Origin of the sequence: Planococcus koreensis, from assembly GCF_004761975.1 — a bacterium.
GTDB classification, from domain to species: domain Bacteria; phylum Bacillota; class Bacilli; order Bacillales_A; family Planococcaceae; genus Planococcus; species Planococcus koreensis.
In genome coordinates this window covers 1-20,414 of the sequence record NZ_RQII01000050.1, presented here as the reverse complement: position 1 = coordinate 20,414, position 20,414 = coordinate 1, and the positions used below count along the sequence as shown (strand labels likewise).

General features: G+C 48.3%; 15 protein-coding genes and 1 pseudogene. 9 read left to right on the top strand and 7 right to left on the bottom strand.

Annotated elements, in window-relative coordinates:
* Positions 1–8 precede the first annotated feature (8 nt).
* Both EGV91_RS11760 and EGV91_RS11755 read right to left on the bottom strand, forming a co-directional pair.
* Complete coding sequence (locus EGV91_RS11760; protein WP_135503971.1) at positions 9–3,140, bottom strand: efflux RND transporter permease subunit; 3,132 nt, start codon at positions 3,138–3,140, stop codon at positions 9–11.
* Positions 3,141–3,174: 34 nt separating this feature from the next.
* The gene (locus tag EGV91_RS11755; RefSeq protein WP_135503969.1) at positions 3,175–3,993 is read right to left on the bottom strand and encodes a TetR/AcrR family transcriptional regulator; all 819 of its coding nucleotides are present in this window, start codon (positions 3,991–3,993) and stop codon (positions 3,175–3,177) included.
* Between the two features lie 257 nt (positions 3,994–4,250).
* Between EGV91_RS11755 and EGV91_RS11750 the strand changes: the two genes are divergently transcribed.
* Complete coding sequence (locus EGV91_RS11750) at positions 4,251–4,772, top strand: GyrI-like domain-containing protein (RefSeq protein ID WP_135503967.1); 522 nt, start codon at positions 4,251–4,253, stop codon at positions 4,770–4,772.
* 98 nt (positions 4,773–4,870) lie between these two features.
* On the opposite strand, the gene EGV91_RS11745 is transcribed toward EGV91_RS11750, so the two are convergent.
* Complete coding sequence (locus tag EGV91_RS11745) at positions 4,871–5,341, bottom strand: competence protein ComK (protein WP_135503965.1); 471 nt, start codon at positions 5,339–5,341, stop codon at positions 4,871–4,873.
* Positions 5,342–5,578: 237 nt separating this feature from the next.
* Between EGV91_RS11745 and EGV91_RS11740 the strand changes: the two genes are divergently transcribed.
* Together EGV91_RS11740 and EGV91_RS11735 are read left to right on the top strand one after the other, a co-directional pair.
* Positions 5,579–6,064: a sigma-70 family RNA polymerase sigma factor gene (locus tag EGV91_RS11740; protein WP_135503963.1), complete on the top strand. Its 486-nt coding sequence runs from the start codon at positions 5,579–5,581 to the stop codon at positions 6,062–6,064.
* 84 nt (positions 6,065–6,148) lie between these two features.
* Entirely contained in the window at positions 6,149–7,420 is a 1,272-nt protein-coding gene (locus EGV91_RS11735) for an ATP-binding protein (RefSeq protein ID WP_221300774.1), read from the top strand.
* A 58-nt stretch (positions 7,421–7,478) separates the two neighbouring features.
* On the opposite strand, the gene uvsE is transcribed toward EGV91_RS11735, so the two are convergent.
* A complete protein-coding gene (gene uvsE / locus EGV91_RS11730; protein ID WP_135503961.1) occupies positions 7,479–8,357 on the bottom strand; it encodes a UV DNA damage repair endonuclease UvsE in 879 nt (292 codons plus the stop codon).
* Positions 8,358–8,469: 112 nt separating this feature from the next.
* Here uvsE and EGV91_RS11725 point away from each other — a divergent pair, with 112 nt between their 5' ends.
* Positions 8,470–8,955 carry an SRPBCC family protein gene (locus tag EGV91_RS11725; RefSeq protein WP_158290608.1) on the top strand — a complete coding sequence of 162 codons (486 nt, stop codon included), beginning with the start codon at positions 8,470–8,472 and terminating at the stop codon, positions 8,953–8,955.
* 532 nt (positions 8,956–9,487) lie between these two features.
* On the opposite strand, the gene EGV91_RS11720 is transcribed toward EGV91_RS11725, so the two are convergent.
* Positions 9,488–10,249, bottom strand: a complete 762-nt coding sequence (locus EGV91_RS11720; RefSeq protein ID WP_135503957.1) for an NRDE family protein — start codon at positions 10,247–10,249, stop codon at positions 9,488–9,490.
* Between the two features lie 143 nt (positions 10,250–10,392).
* Here EGV91_RS11720 and EGV91_RS11715 point away from each other — a divergent pair, with 143 nt between their 5' ends.
* From EGV91_RS11715 to pdxA, 3 genes and pseudogenes are all read left to right on the top strand, one after another.
* Positions 10,393–12,102 (top strand): PrpR N-terminal domain-containing protein, encoded by a 1,710-nt coding sequence (locus EGV91_RS11715; RefSeq protein WP_135503956.1) that lies wholly within the window; start codon positions 10,393–10,395, stop codon positions 12,100–12,102.
* 142 nt (positions 12,103–12,244) lie between these two features.
* Entirely contained in the window at positions 12,245–13,540 is a 1,296-nt protein-coding gene (locus EGV91_RS11710) for a four-carbon acid sugar kinase family protein (protein ID WP_135503954.1), read from the top strand.
* A pseudogene (gene pdxA, locus EGV91_RS11705) lies at positions 13,527–14,524 on the top strand (4-hydroxythreonine-4-phosphate dehydrogenase PdxA). The gene EGV91_RS11710 and the pseudogene pdxA overlap by 14 nt, the downstream one beginning before the upstream one ends.
* 46 nt (positions 14,525–14,570) lie before the next feature.
* On the opposite strand, the gene EGV91_RS11700 reads toward pdxA, so the two are convergent.
* The gene (locus EGV91_RS11700) at positions 14,571–15,497 is read right to left on the bottom strand and encodes an LCP family glycopolymer transferase (RefSeq protein ID WP_135503952.1); all 927 of its coding nucleotides are present in this window, start codon (positions 15,495–15,497) and stop codon (positions 14,571–14,573) included.
* Between the two features lie 339 nt (positions 15,498–15,836).
* Between EGV91_RS11700 and EGV91_RS11695 the strand changes: the two genes are divergently transcribed.
* Both EGV91_RS11695 and EGV91_RS11690 read left to right on the top strand, forming a co-directional pair.
* A complete protein-coding gene (locus EGV91_RS11695; protein WP_135503950.1) occupies positions 15,837–19,148 on the top strand; it encodes an ATP-binding protein in 3,312 nt (1,103 codons plus the stop codon).
* 21 nt (positions 19,149–19,169) lie between these two features.
* Positions 19,170–19,865: a response regulator transcription factor gene (locus EGV91_RS11690; protein WP_135503948.1), complete on the top strand. Its 696-nt coding sequence runs from the start codon at positions 19,170–19,172 to the stop codon at positions 19,863–19,865.
* Positions 19,866–20,122: 257 nt separating this feature from the next.
* Here EGV91_RS11690 and EGV91_RS17270 read toward each other — a convergent pair.
* A partial coding sequence (locus EGV91_RS17270) for a hypothetical protein (RefSeq protein ID WP_206662870.1) occupies positions 20,123–20,414 on the bottom strand: 292 nt, incomplete at its 5' end.

Below are 20,414 nucleotides of genomic sequence, written 5' to 3'. Positions count from 1 at the left end.
TTTGGCTTTTAATTCACTTGTTTCTTATGGAATTTCGATACGACTTCGTAAACGATCGGCACAATGACCAATGTCAGCAATGTCGAGCTCGTCAAACCGCCGATTACCGTGATGCCGAGGCCTTTCGAAATCAAGCCGCCGCCTTCCGCGCCAATGGCAAGCGGAATGAGGGCGCCGATAGTCGCAAGGGCCGTCATCAGGATCGGGCGAAGGCGCGTCGTGCCAGCTTCAAGTAAAGCGGCGCGTGTTGTGTAGCCTTCTTTCTCTTTGTGGATAACGCGGTCAACCAGCACGATTGCGTTGGTGACCACGATGCCGATCAGCATCAAGACGCCGATCAAAGCGTTGACGCTCAACGGTTCGCCTGTCATCCATAACGCCACTAACACGCCAATCACTGTGAACGGCAGGGAGAAGAGGATGGCGAATGGTGCCAAAGCGCCGCCGAATGTCACGACAAGGACGAAATAGACGATCGCGATGGCTGCGAGCATCGCCAGTCCGAGCTGCGTGAACGATTCGTTGATCTGTTCCGCAACACCGCCCTGGTCGACTGAAACGCCGCTCGGCAATTCCAGGCCGTTGACACTTTCATCAAGTGAAGCCGCGATTTCAGATGCATTGTTGCCAAGCACGTCCGCTGTCAGCGAAGCGTACATCTGGCCGTCGCGGCGGTTGATCGTATCCGGCGAACGGCCTTCTTCGACTTCCATGATGTCGCCGATTGCGACCGTTGTGCCAAGCGAAGTCGGCACTTCAATCTCCGTGACATCATTGATGTCTGCATATTCGGTTTCCGGCATTTCAATATAGACATCCAAATCTTTGCCGTCTTGCTGCACGGTCGTCAACACCGGCGCTTGGCCAGTACCGCGCAGCGCCATGCCGACTTGTGCAGAAGTCAGGCCGTATTGGCTCATCGTTTCCTGGTCCGCAACGAGCGTATATTGCTCATACGCTTCCGTCAGGCTCGATTCTACATTTTCCAGGCCGCTATTGTCTTCCATAAGCGGCTGGATCTGGTCGATGGCGGACTGGATGTCTTCCGTATTATCGCCGTAGACGAAAAGCTCAAGGCCGCTTCCGCCGACAGCAGCGAAGTCCATCGTCTTCCATTCCCCAGCGTCGGTGCTGCTGTTCAGCTCCTCGATGAGTTTGCCGCCTTCTTCGCTGAAGTTCTCAAACTCGCTGTCGTATTCAATAAAGAACAGCGCGGAATTATTGCCGCCGCCGGACATGGCGGCCATTGGATTTTCTCCGCCGAGCGAGTATTGGTAAGTGGTAACGCCTTCACGCTCGCTGATCAAACCTTCTGCGTCAGTGGCGATTTGTTCGACATCGCTGCGCGTCTGGCCAGGTTCCGGCGAATACGTTGCCATGACCATTTTTTGTTCTTCTTCCGGCAGGAAGCTGACGCCGATGACCGGCACCAGGAACAAGCTGGCCACAAGCAAGACAGTAGCTGCGCCGAACGTGATGATTTTATGGTTCAGCGACCATTCCAGGACGCGCTTGTACATGCCCGCCAATTTGCCTGGCTTTTCGTCGTGATGGCTGGTTTTATTGGCAAGCTTGCCGTTCAATTGCTTGGCATACATGGAATGCGCCAGCATCGGGACGATTGTTACTGCGACGACTAAGGAAGCCGTCAATGCGAATACGACGGCCAAAGCGAACGGCAGGAACAATTCGCCGATCTGCCCGCTGACAAGTGCCAAGGGAAGGAATACCGCAATCGTGACGATTGTCGATGAGAAAATCGGCACGAACATCTCACGCGTCGCTTCGCGGATCAACGCTTTGCCGCGCAGCGGTTCGCCGGGCAGAGCCATGCGGCGGTAGATGTTTTCGATAACGACGATTGAGTCGTCAATGACGCGGCCGATTGCCACGGTCAATGCGCCGAGTGTCATGATGTTCAAGGTGATGTCCAGCTGGTTCAAAAGGAAAATCGCCATCAAAAGCGACAACGGAATCGAAATGATCGAGATGATCGTCGTTTTGAAGCTGCGCAGGAACAATAAAATGATGACAACGGCAAACAGGATGCCGAACAGCGCTTTGCTGAGCATCGTCTCAACAGACTGCTCAATCGGTTCGCCTTGGTCAAACGTTGTCGTGATCGTCAGGCCATATTCCTCTTCCAAATCGGCTGCAATGTCTTTCACCGCATTGACCACTTCCACCGTGTTGGCGTCAGGCGCTTTGACAATCTGGATGCCGATCGATTCTTCGCCATTTGTGCGCGAAATCGATTCGGCTTCACTGACGACTTCGATTTCGGCAAGTTCGCTCAAAGCGACCGTCGGAACCTGTGCGGGAACTGCAGTTGCTGCATCAGGTGGGGTTTCCATGCCTGAAGGGGCTTGAGCCGGTTCTCCAGTTGGTGCTGTTTGCGGAACCGCTGGAATTTGCAATTCTTTCAAATCATCGACTGTTGCCACATTGCCGTCAATGACCAAGTTTTTAATCTCGCCGCCAAATTCCGTCAGGCCGAGAGGGAAAGTCAGGTTCGATGCTTGGATCAATTGCTGCACGGCATCTTGCGTCAATCCATAGCGGGCCATTGCTTCTTCGTCAAAAGCCATGGTGACTTTCTCCAAACGCTGGCCGGAAATTTGGGCGTCCGACAAACCGGCAACGCCTTCAATTTCAGGCATTACCGTGTCTTCCACTGTTTTTGTCAGTTCTTCAAGAGACTGCGCTTCGTCGCTGATGCTAAGTGTCAGGACAGGGAATGCATCAATGCTGATGCGGGAAATCTGAGGTTCGCTCGCGCCGTCCGGAAAGGTCAATTCGGACACGGCACTTTCGACTTCACGCAGCGCTTCGTCCATGTCCGTATCGAAATCGAATTGGACTTGGATCGATGACGCGTTTGCGAGTGACGACGACGTCAGCAATTCGACGCCATTCAAATTCTGGATGCGCTGTTCGATCGGCACCGTCAATTCGTTCATCACTTCGTCAGGCGCAGCGCCTGGGTACGGCGTAATGACTGTCAGTGCAGGGACCGTAATATTCGGGATCGATTCCTGTTTCATCGTCAATCCGGCGAATAAACCGGCAACAACCACCATGATCGTCAAGATCCACAGCGCGAATTTATTGTTCAGGGAAAAATCAATGATCTTTTTCATGCATAATCTCCTCGTATAAAAAATGGGTTCGGTGTTATATCAACTTCTGGAGCCGGGAAAGTTCTGGCTCAAGTTCCGGTTCTTGCGCCAAATAAGCGATCAGCGCTTCGATCAGGAAATCCTGGCGTTCCGGCTTGCGGACTTCTTCTTTTAACAGGCGCAGCGAAGACAAACGCTTTTCATTGTCCGCTGCGGTGTGGCGGATTTTTTCTTCTAATGCTGCAAAAGTTTCGTCCAATGGGCTCAGCGCGTGAGGGATGGCGGACAGGACCGGTTCCATATGCTCCAGATTGCGGACGATGGCATCCATACTGGCAACAATGAATTGCGCCAGCTTGTTCACATCCAGGCGCTCATTTTCAAAAATGAGGTAAATGAAAAACTCGCGCTTCATGCCGTCGAACAGCGCTGCCAAATCGGCGATAAATGGTTTGGCGACATCCCCGTAAACTTCAAGCAGCATGTTTTTGGTGATGTCCAGCTGCGATGTCCGCAATTCCTGGAACAAAGCCTGCATCTGTCCGCTGTCGTCTTTCGGAAAATCCTTGAAAATCATCAGGAAGAATTCCTTGTCGGAAATGGTCTTTTCGATTTCAAAAATTAATTTGTCAATGAACGCCTGTTTGCTGTCGGCAGCATTTGTAAAGCGGGGAGCGGCCATCGCAGCGTTCAAATCGAGCTGGTACCGTTTCAGCAATTCGACGAATAGGCTCTCTTTTGAATCGAAATGTTTATAGAACGCTCCTTTGGAAATTCCGGCTCCATGCGCTATTTCCTGAACGGAAGTCTGATGAAATCCTTTGGAAGAAAAAAAGCGTGTAGCTTGCTTCATTAATTCCTGTCGTTTATCCATTTAATCCCTCCTTGTAACCATTGAGTCATAAAAAGTAACCGTGTGGTCATAGCTTAACAATAAGGCTTAAGGCACAGGAAATCAATTTCCTGAAGCACTCAAGATATGTACATTTAATGTCGGTTCAGCATGCAGGAATTTCACTGCAGTTATCGAATTATTACTATATAAGCTGGACCAAGAAAACAACGTATATAATGGCGCTTCTGACACCTGCAAGGGAAAGACTTCTAGCATAATTGAAAGGAAGGGTTGAGATGGCCCGACGTTATATAAGTGAACCGATAGTGGAATACCAGATGGAAAAGCCGTATGCAGCAATCGCGTTCGAAACGGTGGATGTGGAATGGGAGGAAGCGGCTGCGTTGATTCCCGAAATCGTTGAGTGGCTTCAAAAAAGGAAATTGAAGGCTGAAGGAATGCCGCTTTACAGGTATTGGTGTTCAAGCGGCGGCGATGAAGCGTTTACGCTGGAAATCGGTGTGCCAGTGGACCGGATGGCAGCGGGGGATGAGCGGGTCGTGGTCAGCACGATTCCCGGAGGATCTTATTTGAAGGCGATCCACCGGGGGCATCCTGATAATTTGCCGGAGTCGCATGAAGCGCTGGTGCAATGGGCGCAAGCGGAGGGATTGGAATTCGACAAGCGCTGGGAAGAGGAATACGAAATTTGGAACGGACGATTTGAAATTTTCTTGACGGATCCGGAAATCGAGCCGGATCCTGAGAAATGGGAAATAGAAATTCTGCTTTTATTGGTCCGCTATGAAGCGGCATAACGAAAAAGACACCTCTCTCTGAATTGGATGGCTCGTCCAATGCACAGTGAGGTGTCTTTTGCTTCTAAGAAAGGAGGTTCGAAATAGCAATATGCTGATTATATATCGTATCTGTCGCGAACTTTCAAATAATAATACAGCATTTCATACATACGCGTGCGCTGCTTTTCCAAGGTATGGATGGAAACGTCAAGCACCACTGAAATGCCATATTGTTCGTAAATGATTTTAGTTTTTCCGACCGATACGAATTCGGTCCGATAATCATGGTTGAAAATCCAAACGCATTCCGGATGGGAAGGGGATTTTGTTGGAAATGCTGCAACGCCGTCACTTGAGATGAGAATGGGTGTTTTTTTGTGCTGATTAAGGTTATGCCTCGTTGCCTTGACCCGGCCTTCGTAAGTCGAAGCGTAAAGCATGCATGCCCTGTCTATCAGCTGCAGGGCTGAGAGCCGTGAATAATACTCCCCGTGCTTCGTCACCACTTTCGACTTGCGCTCTGTTTCATATGAAGACAACAGAAATAATGTGGAACGGTCAATAAAATTCTCATCATACTTTCCCAAGCAGTTGATCCCCTTTCTGCGTACTAGAGAATCTTACCATTCGGTTTTTGGAGAATCAATACTATAATCAGAAAATAGGATATTTTATGACAATTTAATACGACAAACGTCATGTATTGAGTATACAAAAATATTAGATGATAGATTAGACGTGTTAATAATGCTTTTGTGCAGTTCTCCTGGGTTGGCTAAGCTAGCCTTACCCGGGAATAACAAGGACGTCCAGAAGGATTAGAAGTGGATACAATAGAAGAAGTATTGCAGCAATATACACCAATGATTTCGGCGCTCATCCGAAAATTGCATATTTACCGCGATTTTGAAACATACCGCCAAATTGGCGAAGTGGCCTTATGGCAAGCGTGGCTGCGGTTTGACGAAACAAAAGGAGATTTTACTCCGTTCGCTTACCGCTCGATCCATGGAGCGATGCTGGATGAATTGAATCGGGAAAATCGGTTTTCCATCCGTTTTACGCTAATGGAGAATCCGGGGGCGGAAGAGCCGGCAAACCCTCTTCTTGAGAATAAACTGCCAGAATGGTTGGAATCCATCCGTTTGTCGGCGCAGGAAAAATCACTTCTTGAAGATCTTTTTATCAACGGCGAGAGTATTCGGAAACTCGCTGAGCAGCAAGGCCTGTCCGTTTCAGGCTTGAAAAAGAGGAAGGGGCGTGCGCTGGAAAAAATCAGGAATGCCATGCCGGATGACGTTTATCCATAAAAGAGCTGGGCGATATGGCTGAAATGTGTGGATTGTCCTACTGCCCAAGTTGTATAATGAATTTCAAACTAATTCAGCGAGGGGATGGACGAGATTTTTGAAATGATGACAGGAATGATCAATAATATCTTTTTCATCATTTTCCCCATCCTGATGTATCAGATGTTTGCGACTGCGGGCAAACGCAATTTCTTTAAAAGCCACCGGGCAATATTGACTGCGCTGTTCTCGCTATCCATCATTTTATGCATGGTCTTTCCCTATCAAGTTTTGGGGGAAGAATACATCTTTGATCTCAGGCAAGTGCCGCTCATTGTCGGAGCACTTTACGGCGGACCGGCTGTCAGTGCGATTCTTTTCCTGGTTGCGGCAATCGGACGCATCGCCATTGGCGGGGATGGCATGTACATGGGCGTATTGACCATTTTTGCAGTTGCTGTTAGTGTCCCGCTTCTGCGCCCTCTTTATATGCGCATCAACCGCTTATGGAAAGTGGTGCTGGTCTTTGGCATTGCCATCGTTTCTTTGGTTTTCAATATGCTATTGGGAAATTGGCTTTTCGGCAACCCGATCGGCAATATCTTCAGCCTTTGGGCCATTCTTATGCTGAGCCAAGGAGCTGTCACGGCAATCGCCGCATTATTGATCGAGCATATCCAGCGCCAGGAATATTTATTGAATTCATTGATGAAGCATGAAAAGCTTGAGACCGTCAGCCATTTTGCGGCTTCGGTATCTCATGAACTCCGCAATCCGATCCAGAGCATTCAGGGATTCGTCCAATTAATGAAAGATCATGAGTATAGCCGCGACAAGCAAATTGAATTCTACGATACGATGCTTCACGAAATCACAGCAGCGGACCAGTTGATCGAAGATTACTTGGTTTTTGCGAAACCAGTGAGCGGCAAGCTTGAGCTCCTCCAAGTGAAAATGGAAATTCAGCAAGTGCTGAAGGTGCTTACACCGTACGCTAATTGGGAAAAAGTCACTATCAATTTAATTGATGGTGGCTGCCAGGCGAAAATCATGGGGGACCGCCAAAAGTTCCATCAAATGCTCATCAACATCATCCGCAATGGAATCGATGCCATGCCAGACGGCGGGATATTGACGATCCGCATCAAGGAAAAAGCGCCTTCTGTGCTGATTCTCATTAAAGATGAAGGATGCGGCATGACCAAGGAAGAGCTTCAACGCTTAGGGGAACCTTATTTCTCTACGAAAAGCAAAGGCACCGGTCTCGGAATGATGGTATCGTATAGCATTGCGCACCAATTGAGCGGCGAAATAAATGTCCAGTCTGAAAAAGGCAGGGGCACCGTATTTACATTGGAATTCCCTACAGCCCAATAGAAAGGAGGCCGAATTAATTTCGGCCTCCTTTTGCTTTTCAATTGATTTCATGGTGGAGTCATTGCACGCTTTGAAGTTTGCGTACGAATGGCAGCACGGATTGCTCTTTCAGCTTCGCTTCGAACATGATGTCTGCATCAGTGCCGCCTAGCAGCAAGAGCAGTTCATTAAAATCTTCTTCGGCAATAAGGTCATGGTGGCGCAAATCGGTGAACCCTTCTTTGCCTGTGCTGATGTGGATTTTCGGCGTCCCGAACCCTTCCCACGTTGCCAGGATTTCCGAAAAGTCGACCGGTTGCCCATCGTTATTGCAATTATGGTGGTGGATGTCGAAGCACACTGGAACGCCTGCAATTTTGCTGACGTCAAGTACATCGCGTATGGTAAACGTCTTATCGTCATTTTCCAGGCGCAGCCGCTGCTTGATGGAAGGCGAGAGAAGAAGCGCGTAATTCTCAGCAAACCTTTGCTTGGCTTGTTCTTTATCGCCATATGCGCCTCCCGTATGGAGGATCAAGTCGTTGCCCCCGAGCAATTGAATCAGCCGGTCATGGTACTCCAAGTCCTGGACTGATTTCTCGACGACCGATTCTTTTGGTGAATTTAGGACGGTATATTGGCCGGGATGCATGGAAATGCGCATTTTATACTTTTCCACAAGCTCTCGGATCTGTGCAGCAATTTCAAGGAAATCCGGATCTTCCCACCATGTCCAGTCGTTAATCGGATGCGTCGATAAAGGGATAATGGAGCTGGATGCACGGTAAAAATAAATGCCATTCTCCACATTCCATTTCAAAATTTCCAAAGTGGTCTGCATATTCTGCAGCGTCAATTCCTTTATTTTAGCCGATCCTTCCATTTCCACAGTCGCAACGCGCACCGTGCGGAAGACGGTTTTCAGTTCAGTGTTCATACAAGCATAGCCTAATCTCATATCTTCAACTCCTTAAGTTCCTATACCCGATTCTAGCATGATGCACCCATCAAAACAGCGCCTTGTGTTCGTGTATAATGGAATCACGACTATTAGATTAGGAGGAACAGGCATGCGGGCAGAAATCACACAAAAAGAGCAAGGGTATGAGGCAAGATTCGAACGGACATTGCCGTTTGAGAGTGAACAAGTATGGGCAATGCTGGCGGACAATGAAAAGCTCAATCAATGGTTTTCAGAGCTGGAGATTACCGATTTGCGAAAAGGCGGATCGTTGGCTTTCGATATGGGAAACGGCAATTCTGACAGCTTGGAGATTGTTGATTTTGAGGAAGGCAAAGTTCTGGCGTTCAATTGGTGGGACGACGAAGTCCGTTTTGAAGTATCGCCTGTGAATCAGGGGACGAAATTAAAGCTAGTTGAGTCTATTCGTAACATCACACCCCAAACGGCAAAGGATCTTGCCGGCTGGCATGTCTGCCTGGATGTCATCGAGTCTTTGCTGAAAGGGGAAGAAATCGATCGGAACGCCGAATGGGAGAAAGAATACACCGAGTACAAAAGGCTGCTCGACAGCATGACCATCGACTTTGCATAACGGCAAGGAAAGATAAAAGTTCAAAAAGAGCCCTTCGCGAATCTGCGAAGGGCTCTTCTTGACGAAAATGCGCATCTTGCCAATGTGAAAGAGCTTCTCGGCGTAAATACGGAGAAGGTTCTCGCGTTAACATGAACTAAATTGGCGTTAACATGAACCAGCGGGAACTTAACATGATGTGCGGGACAATCAACATGATCTAGCCAGCAGTCAACATGAACTGTTTAGCATTTAACATGAACTAGCATAGGAAAGCCCCTTTAAGAAGAGAGCGGAAAAGTGAAAATCTCTTCACGATCCAAGTTCAAGCGCATAAATGGAAAAGCTGCCCGCTTCTGCGGACAGCTCCTTTCAAGCAATTGCGCATTTCGCAGAGGCGAAATGCATCCATCTATGGTTTGAAGAAAAAGGTTCTCGCGTTAACATGAACTAAACCGGCGTTAGCATGATTTAGCAACACGTTAACATGATATGTGAGAGAATCAACATGACCTAGCGAGACCTTAACATGAACTAGCTCAAAATCCGTGCTTCATTGTTCAATATCGAACTCAAAGCGGTTGTCTTCCTGCAAATTGCCGCTAGTGTAAACACGTTCTGCAAAAACGACGTGGCCGTCATGGCCGATGAGCAAGACGGTGGAGGAGCGGGTGCCGTAATCCGGCGTTTTTATGAACATCGGCGACAGCTTGCGCTCGAGCTCAGAGCCGATTCCGGTGTCCGGCAAATCGCCGTCTATCGCTTCTTCGGCGTCCTGCAGAATGTCGAACAAGTCATCGATGTGCACGTCCTCGTTATCCGAAAGGTAGCGTTCGAGATGCATACTGCCTTTTACGACTTTCGGCCAAGGCGTATCGAGGAAGTGGTTGCTGAGGCCATGAATTCCTGGCTCCACTTCCGTGGCTTTCGCTTCAAGGTTATTGTAATAAAAAAATTGGCTGCCATCACCGGCTAAAATATTAAAGCCTGCATAGTCTTCCGGGATCAAGTTTTCCAGAAAAAGCCGCGCATCCATGTCGGTGGACAGAAAATGCCGTACAATCGAACCGCGTGAAATCTTATCGGCTTCAGGCGCTGAGGGATCCCTGAAATTCGTCAACGCAGCAACACGGCCAGTTTTGGTGACGCCCAGCCAAGTCCCCATCTGCATCAGGTCGCGGCCGGCCAATAATTGGGGTTCGTCTTTCCAGAAATGGGCCGATTCTGTCGGGCGCAAGTAAAATTCATCGCGGTTTGCAGCCAGCACTAATTTGTATTTTGGATGATCGTTCAATTGGAAATTAATCAAACACATGAAGACAGCCCCTTTACAGTCTATTGTTACAGCTATTATAAACGGGTGGCCAAGAAGTTGACAGAATAATACATTGGCATTGCGGCGCATGGGTTGGTGCATTGCTATAATAGCAACAACTAGAAAAAAGAGGAGGAAGGGTTGTGGCAAGAAATATTACAATTGGGATCATCCCGCCATACGAAGCAATGGCGCAGCTGATAGAAGATTTAAAAGATGCGTTTCCAACGGTCGAGCTTCTGATTGAAGCGGGTAATCTGGAAGCGGGCGTGTTGGCGGCTGAACGCATGGAGCGCGAGGGCGCAGATTTAATCATCAGCAGAGGCGGAACGGCACAAATGATCCGCAACGCAATCGATTTGCCGGTCATCGAAATCCGGATTTCAGGCTACGATCTGTTGCGTGCCATCACGCTGATGGGGGCACCTCGCCAAGCAAACAGCGCATTGGCGGGTTTTCCTTCTGTCACGATGGGGGCAGGTTCGATAGCGGGCTTGCTGGATATGGATATTAAAGTGGCAACGATACAAAAGGCGGAAGAAATCGGACAGGTATTGGAGGAACTGAAAAAAGAAGGGATCAGCCGAGTTCTCGGTGATGTCGTGACAGTGGAAGCAGCAGAGCGGCTGGGCATGGAAGGCTTGTTGATCCAATCAGGACGTGAGTCCGTTATGGAGGCGATTGAAGAAGCACGGCGCTTGATTTCAACAATGGAAAAAAGCGGGCGCAAGCAACGCATCCTCAGCACGGTTCTTGCCAGGCAAAAAATCGATTTCATAACGCTTGGAGAAGATGGACGGACAGTCGAAGCCCAGTGGACGTTGTTCGACGGGCAACCGATTTCAAACGAAGAATTGGAAACGATGCGGATAAAATTGCTAAGCAGCGAAATTCCTGTATTGTCTACAGCACATAACGGTAAGGTTCGTTTCACAGTGCGGGCAGAACGCATTGCCGATCGGGATGGCACGCTCATTTATTTCTTTTTTGAACGGCTCGATGCACAGGAGGCGGAAGCATTGCAGCTTGAACAAATCAACCATCTCCCGCTGCTGGCAGCTGATAGTGCAGCGATGAAAAACCTGCTATTGGCAGCGGAAGCCCCGGCATGTGCTTCTTCTCTTTTGCTGCTGGTTGGAAAAGACGGTCTGGCTAAGCAGGAGCTGGCACGTTATCTGCACGTGTTTCACGGCAAAACCGGATTTTTCGCAGAAGCCAGCGCACAAAATCTTCAAGACATAGAGATTAGCAGCCTGCCAGACTCCATTTCGACCTTGTTTATTGAATTGACTGCCATTCCGGATGAAAAAAAGACGGCTTATTTAACGGTAATTGCGCAACTGGCGGCCGCGAAAAATATCCAGCTGATAATTTCCATTCCTGCTTTGACGACGGAATTAGCAGAACACACCGGTTTTGAGCAAGCGATCCTGCTTTCGGTTCCGACATTGGTGAATCGCCAGGCGGACATTCCTGCTTTAGTCCAAACTTATCTAGAGGGGTTTCACCAAACGCTGGGAACGCAGCCAGTCAAAGTGGAAAATGCTGCATTGGAAACCATCGTGCATTCAGTAAAAGACAGCAATTCTGCATCTTTGAAAGCTTATGTGAAAAACCTGGCGCTGATTGAAAAAACGTACGTGATTGGAAGCCCTACTTTGCAGAAAACAGCCTTCATGCCGATAGGCGACTCTGCCCATGGGATGATCAGCATCGATGACAACGAGACACTGAAAGAAATTGAGCAGAAAATCATCAATCATGTTTTGAAAGAAGAAAAGCTGAACCAGACCAAAGCGGCCCATCGCCTGGGAATCAATCGGGCAACATTATGGCGCAAACTCAAATCGTGAGTTTGCAATTTCGTTGCATTTTTAAACGTTATTCTAATTATAGAGGGAAATAGTCTTCTGTTTGTTGCAATATTTAATATTCAATTTATAGTGAAAGAAAGGCTAGCGGCACAAGCTGCTTGCGGCAAAGGGGTTGAAGGATGTGGCGAAAGGGATTGGCATCATTGCAGATGATTTTACCGGGGCCAATGACACGGGTGTGCGGCTAGCGCAGAAGGGGCTTCGGACAAAAGTGCTGCTGACGGATTCAGCGAACGCTTCAAATTTTGGCGATGAACGGATCGACGTTTGGATTGTTGATACCGATAGCCGGGCAATGGCTGCAGGGGATGCCTACCAAATTGTCCACCGGGAAATCATGCGATTGAAAACGAGCGGCATCACCGATTTTTATAAAAAAGTGGATTCAACGTTGCGAGGACCAGTGGCAGCTGAATTGCAGGCGATGAAAGATGCCGGTGGGATGGACATGATTTGGATCGTTCCCGCTTTTCCGGTAATGGGCAGAACCGTTGAACACGGTGTTCTCTATGTAAACGGCGTAGAAATCACGGACACCGAGTTTGCAAAAGACCCTAAAACGCCGGTCCTGAAAAGCTTTATTCCGGATTTATTGGGAGCGGGAACCGCCAAGGCTGCAGTTCTTACGCGGGAAGTTCTTTTTAGCGAAGAGGCTCCAAGATGGGTGCAGGAGCAGTTCGAGCGAGGCGTGGAATGGCTGGTGTGCGACGCGGTCGGTGAAGCGGATTTCGCTGAACTGGCAGTTTTGGCTAAAGCAACGGAGTTGGCAATCGGCTGGGCTGGATCCGCCGGCATGATCAACCATCTGTATACAGAATTAAGCACAAGTGAAAACAGCGGCCGGCAACAAATCGGGGCAGAAAAAGTCCTTGTGGCTGCCGGCAGTTTATCCGGCCAGACCAGCGGCCAATTAGCGGCGTTGCAGAAAAGAGAAGGGACGGTAATGGCGGAAGCGGATCCGCTGGAACTTTTGGAACATCCGGCTCGTGCAATTTCCGCCATGCGGCAGCATTTGGCTGAGGATGGATGGGACGCTGCGGTAATTTATGTGGATGGTTCGGAAGAAAACCGCGAACGGGTCAAGCAATGGGCAGCCGGCAATGGATTGTCAGCAGCTGCTTGTGGAAAAGGGATTGCAGAAGGCCTGGGTTTGCTCGCTGAAGCAGCGCTGGAACAATTCGCTTTCGACGCGATCATCATGACGGGCGGTGACACCGCAAAAGCAATCTGCAGTAAACTGGGCATTCAGGACATGGAATTGAAGGTTGAAGTAGAGCCGGGATTGCCGCTTGGAATCGTGGACTGGAAAAACAAAAAAATGGCGGCTATTACAAAAGCGGGCGGCTTTGGCACTAGCCATTCGCTGGTGGATGCCGTCGATTATCTGAGAGGAGCGGGATTACATGCAAACTTATAAACCGATAATTGGAATTACAATGGGGGACGCGGCAGGCGTCGGTCCGGAAATCATTTTAAAAAGCTTCGAACATAAGGTTGTGCATGAAACAAGCCGTTCTTTTGTAATCGGTGATGCGTCGATTCTGGAACGCGCAAAAAAATTCACGGGCAGCACAAAAGCGATTCGCCGCATCAAACATCCGCGAGAAGCACAATTCGATCCGGCTGTAATCGATTGTTTGGATCTTGCGCTGCTTCCGGATACGCTGCCAATCGGCGAAGTGTCTGCGGAAGCCGGCAATGCGGCATTCCAATATTTAGCTAAAGCGATTGCTTTGGCAATGATAAAGAAATTGACGCTATCTGCACCGCTCCATTGAATAAAGAGGCTTTGCAAAAAGGGGGTCATCTTTATCCTGGGCATACAGAAATACTGGCTGAACTGACCGGTACTACCGACTACTCAATGATGCTTTCCGCTCCGAATTTAAAAGTGATCCATGTCACTACGCATGTAGGCATCATTGATGCCATCAATATGATTACGCCTGAACGTGTGCTGCACGTCATTCACTTGGCGCACGAGACCTTGACCAAGGCTGGCATTGCTTCTCCAAAGATAGCAGTATGCGGAATCAACCCACATGCTGGGGAAAATGGATTGTTCGGTTACGGCGAGGAGGCGGAGAAAATCGTGCCTGCAGTAGAGAAAGCGCAGGCTGAAGGAATCGATGTGCAAGGGCCGCTGCCTGCGGATACATTGTTTTTCCGCACGGTGCGCGGCGACTTCGATATCGTTGTTGCCATGTACCACGACCAGGGCCACGGTCCGGTCAAGGTGTTGGGCTTGGAGTCAGGGGTCAACATTACGGTCGGGCTGCCCATCATCCGGACAAGCGTAGACCACGGCACCGCTTTTGATATTGCGGGCACAGGCAAAGCAGATGAAAAAAGCTTAGTGGAAGCATTGCGCCAAGCTGTTGAACTCGCACCCAAAAAATAATGAACCCAAAAAATCCAGCCGCATGTAAGATGCGGCTGGATTTTTATTATGGGTTGATTTCCAATTGCTCTTTAAAAACCGTCTGCACCTCAGCAAGTTCTTCTTTATCCATCATGTAATACCAGATGCCGCCGATTGTTTCACCGTATCCCTTTTCGAAATAAAGCTGTTCCAAGTCATTTGTGGCATCGCGGTAATTATTCTGGACATCGATCATTTCATTGAAGCCCATATTGGTTTTTACGTTATTGCCTAATGCATTGAAAATTTTCGGGTAATTGAAAAGTGTTTTAGCGGAAACGGCCTTCGTCATGATGCTCTGAATCACTTGCTTTTGGCGATTCTGGCGGCCGAAATCCCCATCCGGATCGTTGTAGCGCATCCTTACGTAATCCAGTGCTTGCTTGCCGTTCAAAGTTAGTTCGCCTGCTGCAAAGTCATCAAAAGCAAAAGAGTTTTCGACCTTGACGCCGTCCAATGCGTCGACGATGTCTTCAAACCCCTCCATATTCAGCTGGACGACGTAGTCGATGGGAATGTCCAAAAGATTTTCAGCGGAATCCATCGACATTTCAATGCCTCCAAAAGCATAGGCGTGATTAATCTTATCGGACATATTGAGCCCGACAATCTCCGTATAAGTGTCACGGGGAATGCTGATCATCTTGGTGGATTCTTTTTCCGGGTTAATGGCGACAACGACCATCGTATCCGAGCGGCCTCTATCACCTGCACGCTCATCAACACCGAGCAGCAGGACTGAAATCGGATCCTTATCTTCCAAAACGACTTTCTCCTGCCGTTTAGGGGATGCTTCCCTGACGAGCGGTTCATGGATTTCATCTAATGTACTGGTGGCTTTCGGAAACAGCACCAACAAGTATAGTGCACCTATTACAATGGAAATCTTTACAAAAATACCAAACCAATTCTTCTTCTTTTTCGGAAGGCTTGAAGATTTCTTCTGGAACATCGCTATCACCTCTTCTGGGGCCTTGAAAAGCCCGATTCAAATTTCATGCGACGAATGAACCTGGAATGTCCTTTTTTATAGAGTAATCGCAAGAACGTTCTGGGTCAATAGTTTTATTTGAATTTTCAGATAAAAAAATGTTTTCTTTTTCCAAGTATAATGGTATTATTCTATCAATTGGTAATGATACTTATGGTTCATAAATAGCGAATCTAAATAATTTAAATATTCAAAATAAATTATACAAGTTAGAATTTAAATAAGAATTTATGGCTGATGCTGTTTTTTTGATTGGATAATGACCTAAAATGAATTCTAGAAAAACAGAGGTGCTTGATTATGTCCCGACTTTACCGGAACGTTTCTATAGCCGTGAAAATAGTATTTATCCTTTTTATCATGCTGTTCTTTATAACTGCCAAAAGCCCCGAAGGCGGATTAGAAGAAAGCGGCGAGACGCTGATTTTGACCGATTCGATGGATAAAATCCATTTGGATAGCGAAATGTCCATTTTAGAAGATATTTCAGGCAGCCTGACGATGGAAGAGGTTTCGCAGCCGATTCTGGGCATGCAGTTCATGCCGAATATAGAAGGAACATTGAATGAAGGATATACAGAAAGTGCTTACTGGATCCGTTTCGATCTGCAAAATACGACGGCTGACAAGAAGTGGCTGTTGGAAGTCGCTTCTTCAACATTGGACGATGTCACATTGTATATGCCGGCACCCGGGGGTGGATTCGAAGCGAAGGAAAGCGGCCGGTCGGTGCCAGTCGGCGAGCGCGAATACTACCACCGGAATCTCGTTTTCAACCTTGATATGGAAGAAGGTGCAGCAGGGACCTTTTATCTGCATGTAAAATCTGGAGGGCCAATGCAAATTCCGGTAGCAATTTGGGAAGAAAAGGCATTTGAAGCGGAAACGAGATCGACGACAGCATTGATCGGTTTAGGGACAGGTATCGCCATCGTCATCACAGCCTATCATCTGTTTCAATTCATGCGTCTCAGACAATTGAGTTTTTTGTATTTCGCCCTCCTATCCATGTCGATTTTATTCGCGATTTCTTCGCTCACAGGTTTGACGCTGGCATTTATCTGGCCGGATATGATTTGGTGGAATGAACGCTCGATCCTATTTTTCATTGGCTTGAGCACCATCTTCCTGCTGTTGTTTACGGAAAGTTTTCTGGATATCCGGCGGCATTTGCCATGGCTTGAAAAAGTGTTCAAGGGACTTATTGCGGCAGATTTAATCATGCTGCTCGTTCTGCTGATGAACTTAGAAGCCATCCGCCTCATTTTGCCGCTGATGCTTGTTGCCAGTTCAATCGCAGTTTTCATCATCTCGGTGATATGCCTGGAAAAACATATCCTCTACGCCAGGTATTACACAGTCGGCACATTCCTGTTGATGTTCGGCATTGCAGTTTCGTTCCTGGTGATGAATGGCTATATGCCTTTCACGCTGAGAACGCGGCATGGCGGTTATCTGGCAGTAGGCCTGGGAATTCTGATGGCCGCCCTCGCACTGAATGATAAAGCTGCAGTAAAACGACTGGAGAAACAGGAATTAGAACGGAAGGCTGTTGAACGGCAGCGCTTGGCAATGGAGTCGTTGAAGCATGCCAATGAGCGCAAAGATGAGCTGCTTGCCATCACATCCCATAATTTAAGAACGCCCTTATACGGCATGATCGGCATTGCCGAGTCGCTGCAGGAAATGACCTATGGCCGCATTCCTCAAAATGCGAACCAGCAGCTTGGAACCATCGTTACAAGCGGGAAGAAATTGGCGCATATGATCAACGATATTCTGGATTTTTCCAAGCTCAAACAGAATGCGCTCGATGTCCATGTCGAACCGGTAAAACTGCTTGATTTGGCTGAAACAGTGCTAACGGTATGCCGGCCATTGCTCAAAGACAAAGACGTTTCCTTGTACCACACGATTCCGGATGACCTTCCGGAAGTTATTGCTGATCCGGACAGGGTGCAGCAGGTTCTTTTCAACCTGCTGGACAACTCCATCAAATACACAGTTTCGGGCGAAATTGTCATTACCGCTAATCAAATCGGCAAACAGATTCAAATTTCCGTACGGGATACCGGTATCGGCATTAAAGAAGAAGAGATTCCGACTTTATTCGAACCGTTTCCATTGAAGCTGGAATCAGACGTTGACGGAATCCATGGCACAGGTATCGGCATCGGATTGAACATCTCCAAACGGCTCGTCGAATTGCAAGGCGGCTGGATGGAAGTGGAATCGAAAGCTGGGAAAGGTTCGACGTTCAGTTTTACACTGCCAATCTATATGAAAGAAGAGTTGGCCGAACCGCAGGAAGCCGAGAAAGTCGAAATCGAAGAATTGTCCGCTGCGGAGCTGACACAATCGCTTAGCCAGCGCAGACGGGAACAAAAACAAATCCGCATCCTGGTTGTCGACCATATCGATGTCAATCGACAGATGGTCACTTACCATCTAATGAGGGAAGGGTTTGAAGTGACCGGGGTTTCCGAAGGGAAAGAAGCGCTGAAACTTCTTGGTGAGCAGCCGATTGACCTGGTTATCCTTGAATGGGCGCTGGCTGATATGACCGGAGACGAATTATGCCGCAGCATCCGAAAAGAATTCACGTTAACGGAACTGCCGATTCTGATGATGTCGGAAGAAGAAGGGATGCGCCATAAGACGAACGCTTTCACGGCAGGCGCCAATGATTATTTGGTGAAGCCGTGCGACAAGGAAGAGTTTCTGCTGCGCGTCGAGACGCTGGCGAATTTGAGAAGCCTGACGCAGGAAATCACGAACGTCAATTATTTCCTGGAGCGCAATATCAAAGAACGCACGATGGCGCTGGAAATCACCAATATGAACTTGGTGACGGTCAACGATGAAATCCAGGAAATCGAGAAATCCAGAAACGAAATGCTGTCGACGATCTCACATGAACTGGGGACGCCGATTACGCTGATCCACAGCTATATCCAAGCGGTCAAAGAAAGTCTCATCGACGAGAAAAACCCAAGATACCTGGACATGATCCACAACAAATTGTTGCTGCTGGAACGCCTGACAGAAGATTTAACTGAGCTGTCCAAATACAAATCGGGCAATATGACATTGCGCTTTGAAGAAGTGAAGCTGAGCCAGTGGCTGAACCGCCTAACCACCGGCATGGAATCCGATGTCACCCAAAGCGGCCGGAAATTCGAACACAGCCTAAGAGGACGCAATCCGCTCGAAGATCAGTTTATCCTGTCAATTGACGTCGACAGAATCGATCAAGTGTTTTCCAATGTCCTGTGGAATGCAGTAAAGCATACATCCTCTGAAGATGGGAAAATCACCATTTCAACTGAAGTTTACGCAAGCGGCACGGAAGGGGCAGTGCTTGACCTGGAGGAGTTTGAGGGCGAAGTCATCATAAAAGTGGCGGACACCGGAAGCGGAATTGACCAGGAAGTATTGCCGCATATTTTTGACCGATTCTTTAAAATGGAGAAATCGGAACATTACAAAGGAAGCGGCTTGGGCCTCGCCATCGCAAAAGAAATCATTCTTTCCCATAAAGGGGAGATCTGGGCTGAAAGTGAACCGGGCAAGGGAAGCGTGTTCTATATCGCTTTGCCGCTGAGTTTTTAAAAACGATAGGAGGTGTGCGCCATGAGCGAAGCAACTGTAATGGTCGTCGAAGACGAAGAAGGAATCCGCGAACTCATGCGGTTGTTCCTGATTAAAAAAGGCTACCGCGTCATAGACGCTGAAGATGGCTATGAAGCGATGGATAAATTAGCGAAGGAAAACCCGGACATCATTTTGCTCGACATCGAAATGCCGGGGATGAATGGCCTGGAAGTCTGTGAACAAATCCGTCTGCAGACGAAAATGCCGATTTTATTTGTCAGCTACCGCAAAGAGCTGTCCTATAAGATCAATGGCCTTGAAGCGGGAGGGGATGATTATATAACCAAACCTTTCGACTTCAATGAACTTGAAGCCCGCATCCGTGCCATCCTCCGGAGGAACGGCTGGAAAAACGGCGACGAAGATAAATTGGCCATTCTGGAATTCGGTGATATGAAAATCCATATCGATGCACGGGAACTTTACGTCAACGACAAGCAGGTCCGGCTTTACCACAAGGAATTCCAATTGCTTCTCCTGCTGGCCCAAAACCCAAACCGCGTGTGGACGGCAGAACAATTATACGACCGCATCTGGGGCTATTATTCCGAAGGGGATATCCAAACGGTCAAAGTCCATATCAGCAACTTGCGGCGGAAAGTGGAGAAAGATCCAGCCAATCCGGTGCATATCCGGACCGTCAGAGGCTTCGGCTACAAGTTTACAACAGAATAAAGTCAATCAGAGACAGCCCCGCCATCCCGGCGGGGCTGTTTTTAATTTAACTGAAGTTATTCATTAAATTTCTGCTTTTTGAGCTAATATGGTAAACGATATTCCGCAAAACAGCTGCGAAGGCATGGACCCAAGCATTGGGGCTATGCCTTTGCGACGAAGCACGTAGTGCTGCAGGAGCACATGTTTTTTGCCGCGGGCGAGCGCCAAGCCTCCTCAGTCGCTTCGCTCCTTGCGGGGTCTCGGCTGACTCGTCGCTACGCTGCCCCGCAGGCAAGACTTTGCGACGAAGCGCAAAGCGCTGCAGGAGCAGTACGGTTTTCTCCGCTGTTTTGCTCCATATCTGGAGAACCCAAAAGAAACTGCAGAAAGTGTATCTTTGGTGTTCTTCTGTAAAAGAAATAACTCTCAAATAAGAAATATCTTTGAATGAAGCGGAAGGCGGCGACTCCAGCGGGCAAAGCCTGAGCTGAAGGCCCCGCAGGAAGCGAGGTTTGAAGAACCTCGTTTGCGACGAAGCTAGCGCAGCGATGCAGGAGCAGCTCTTTT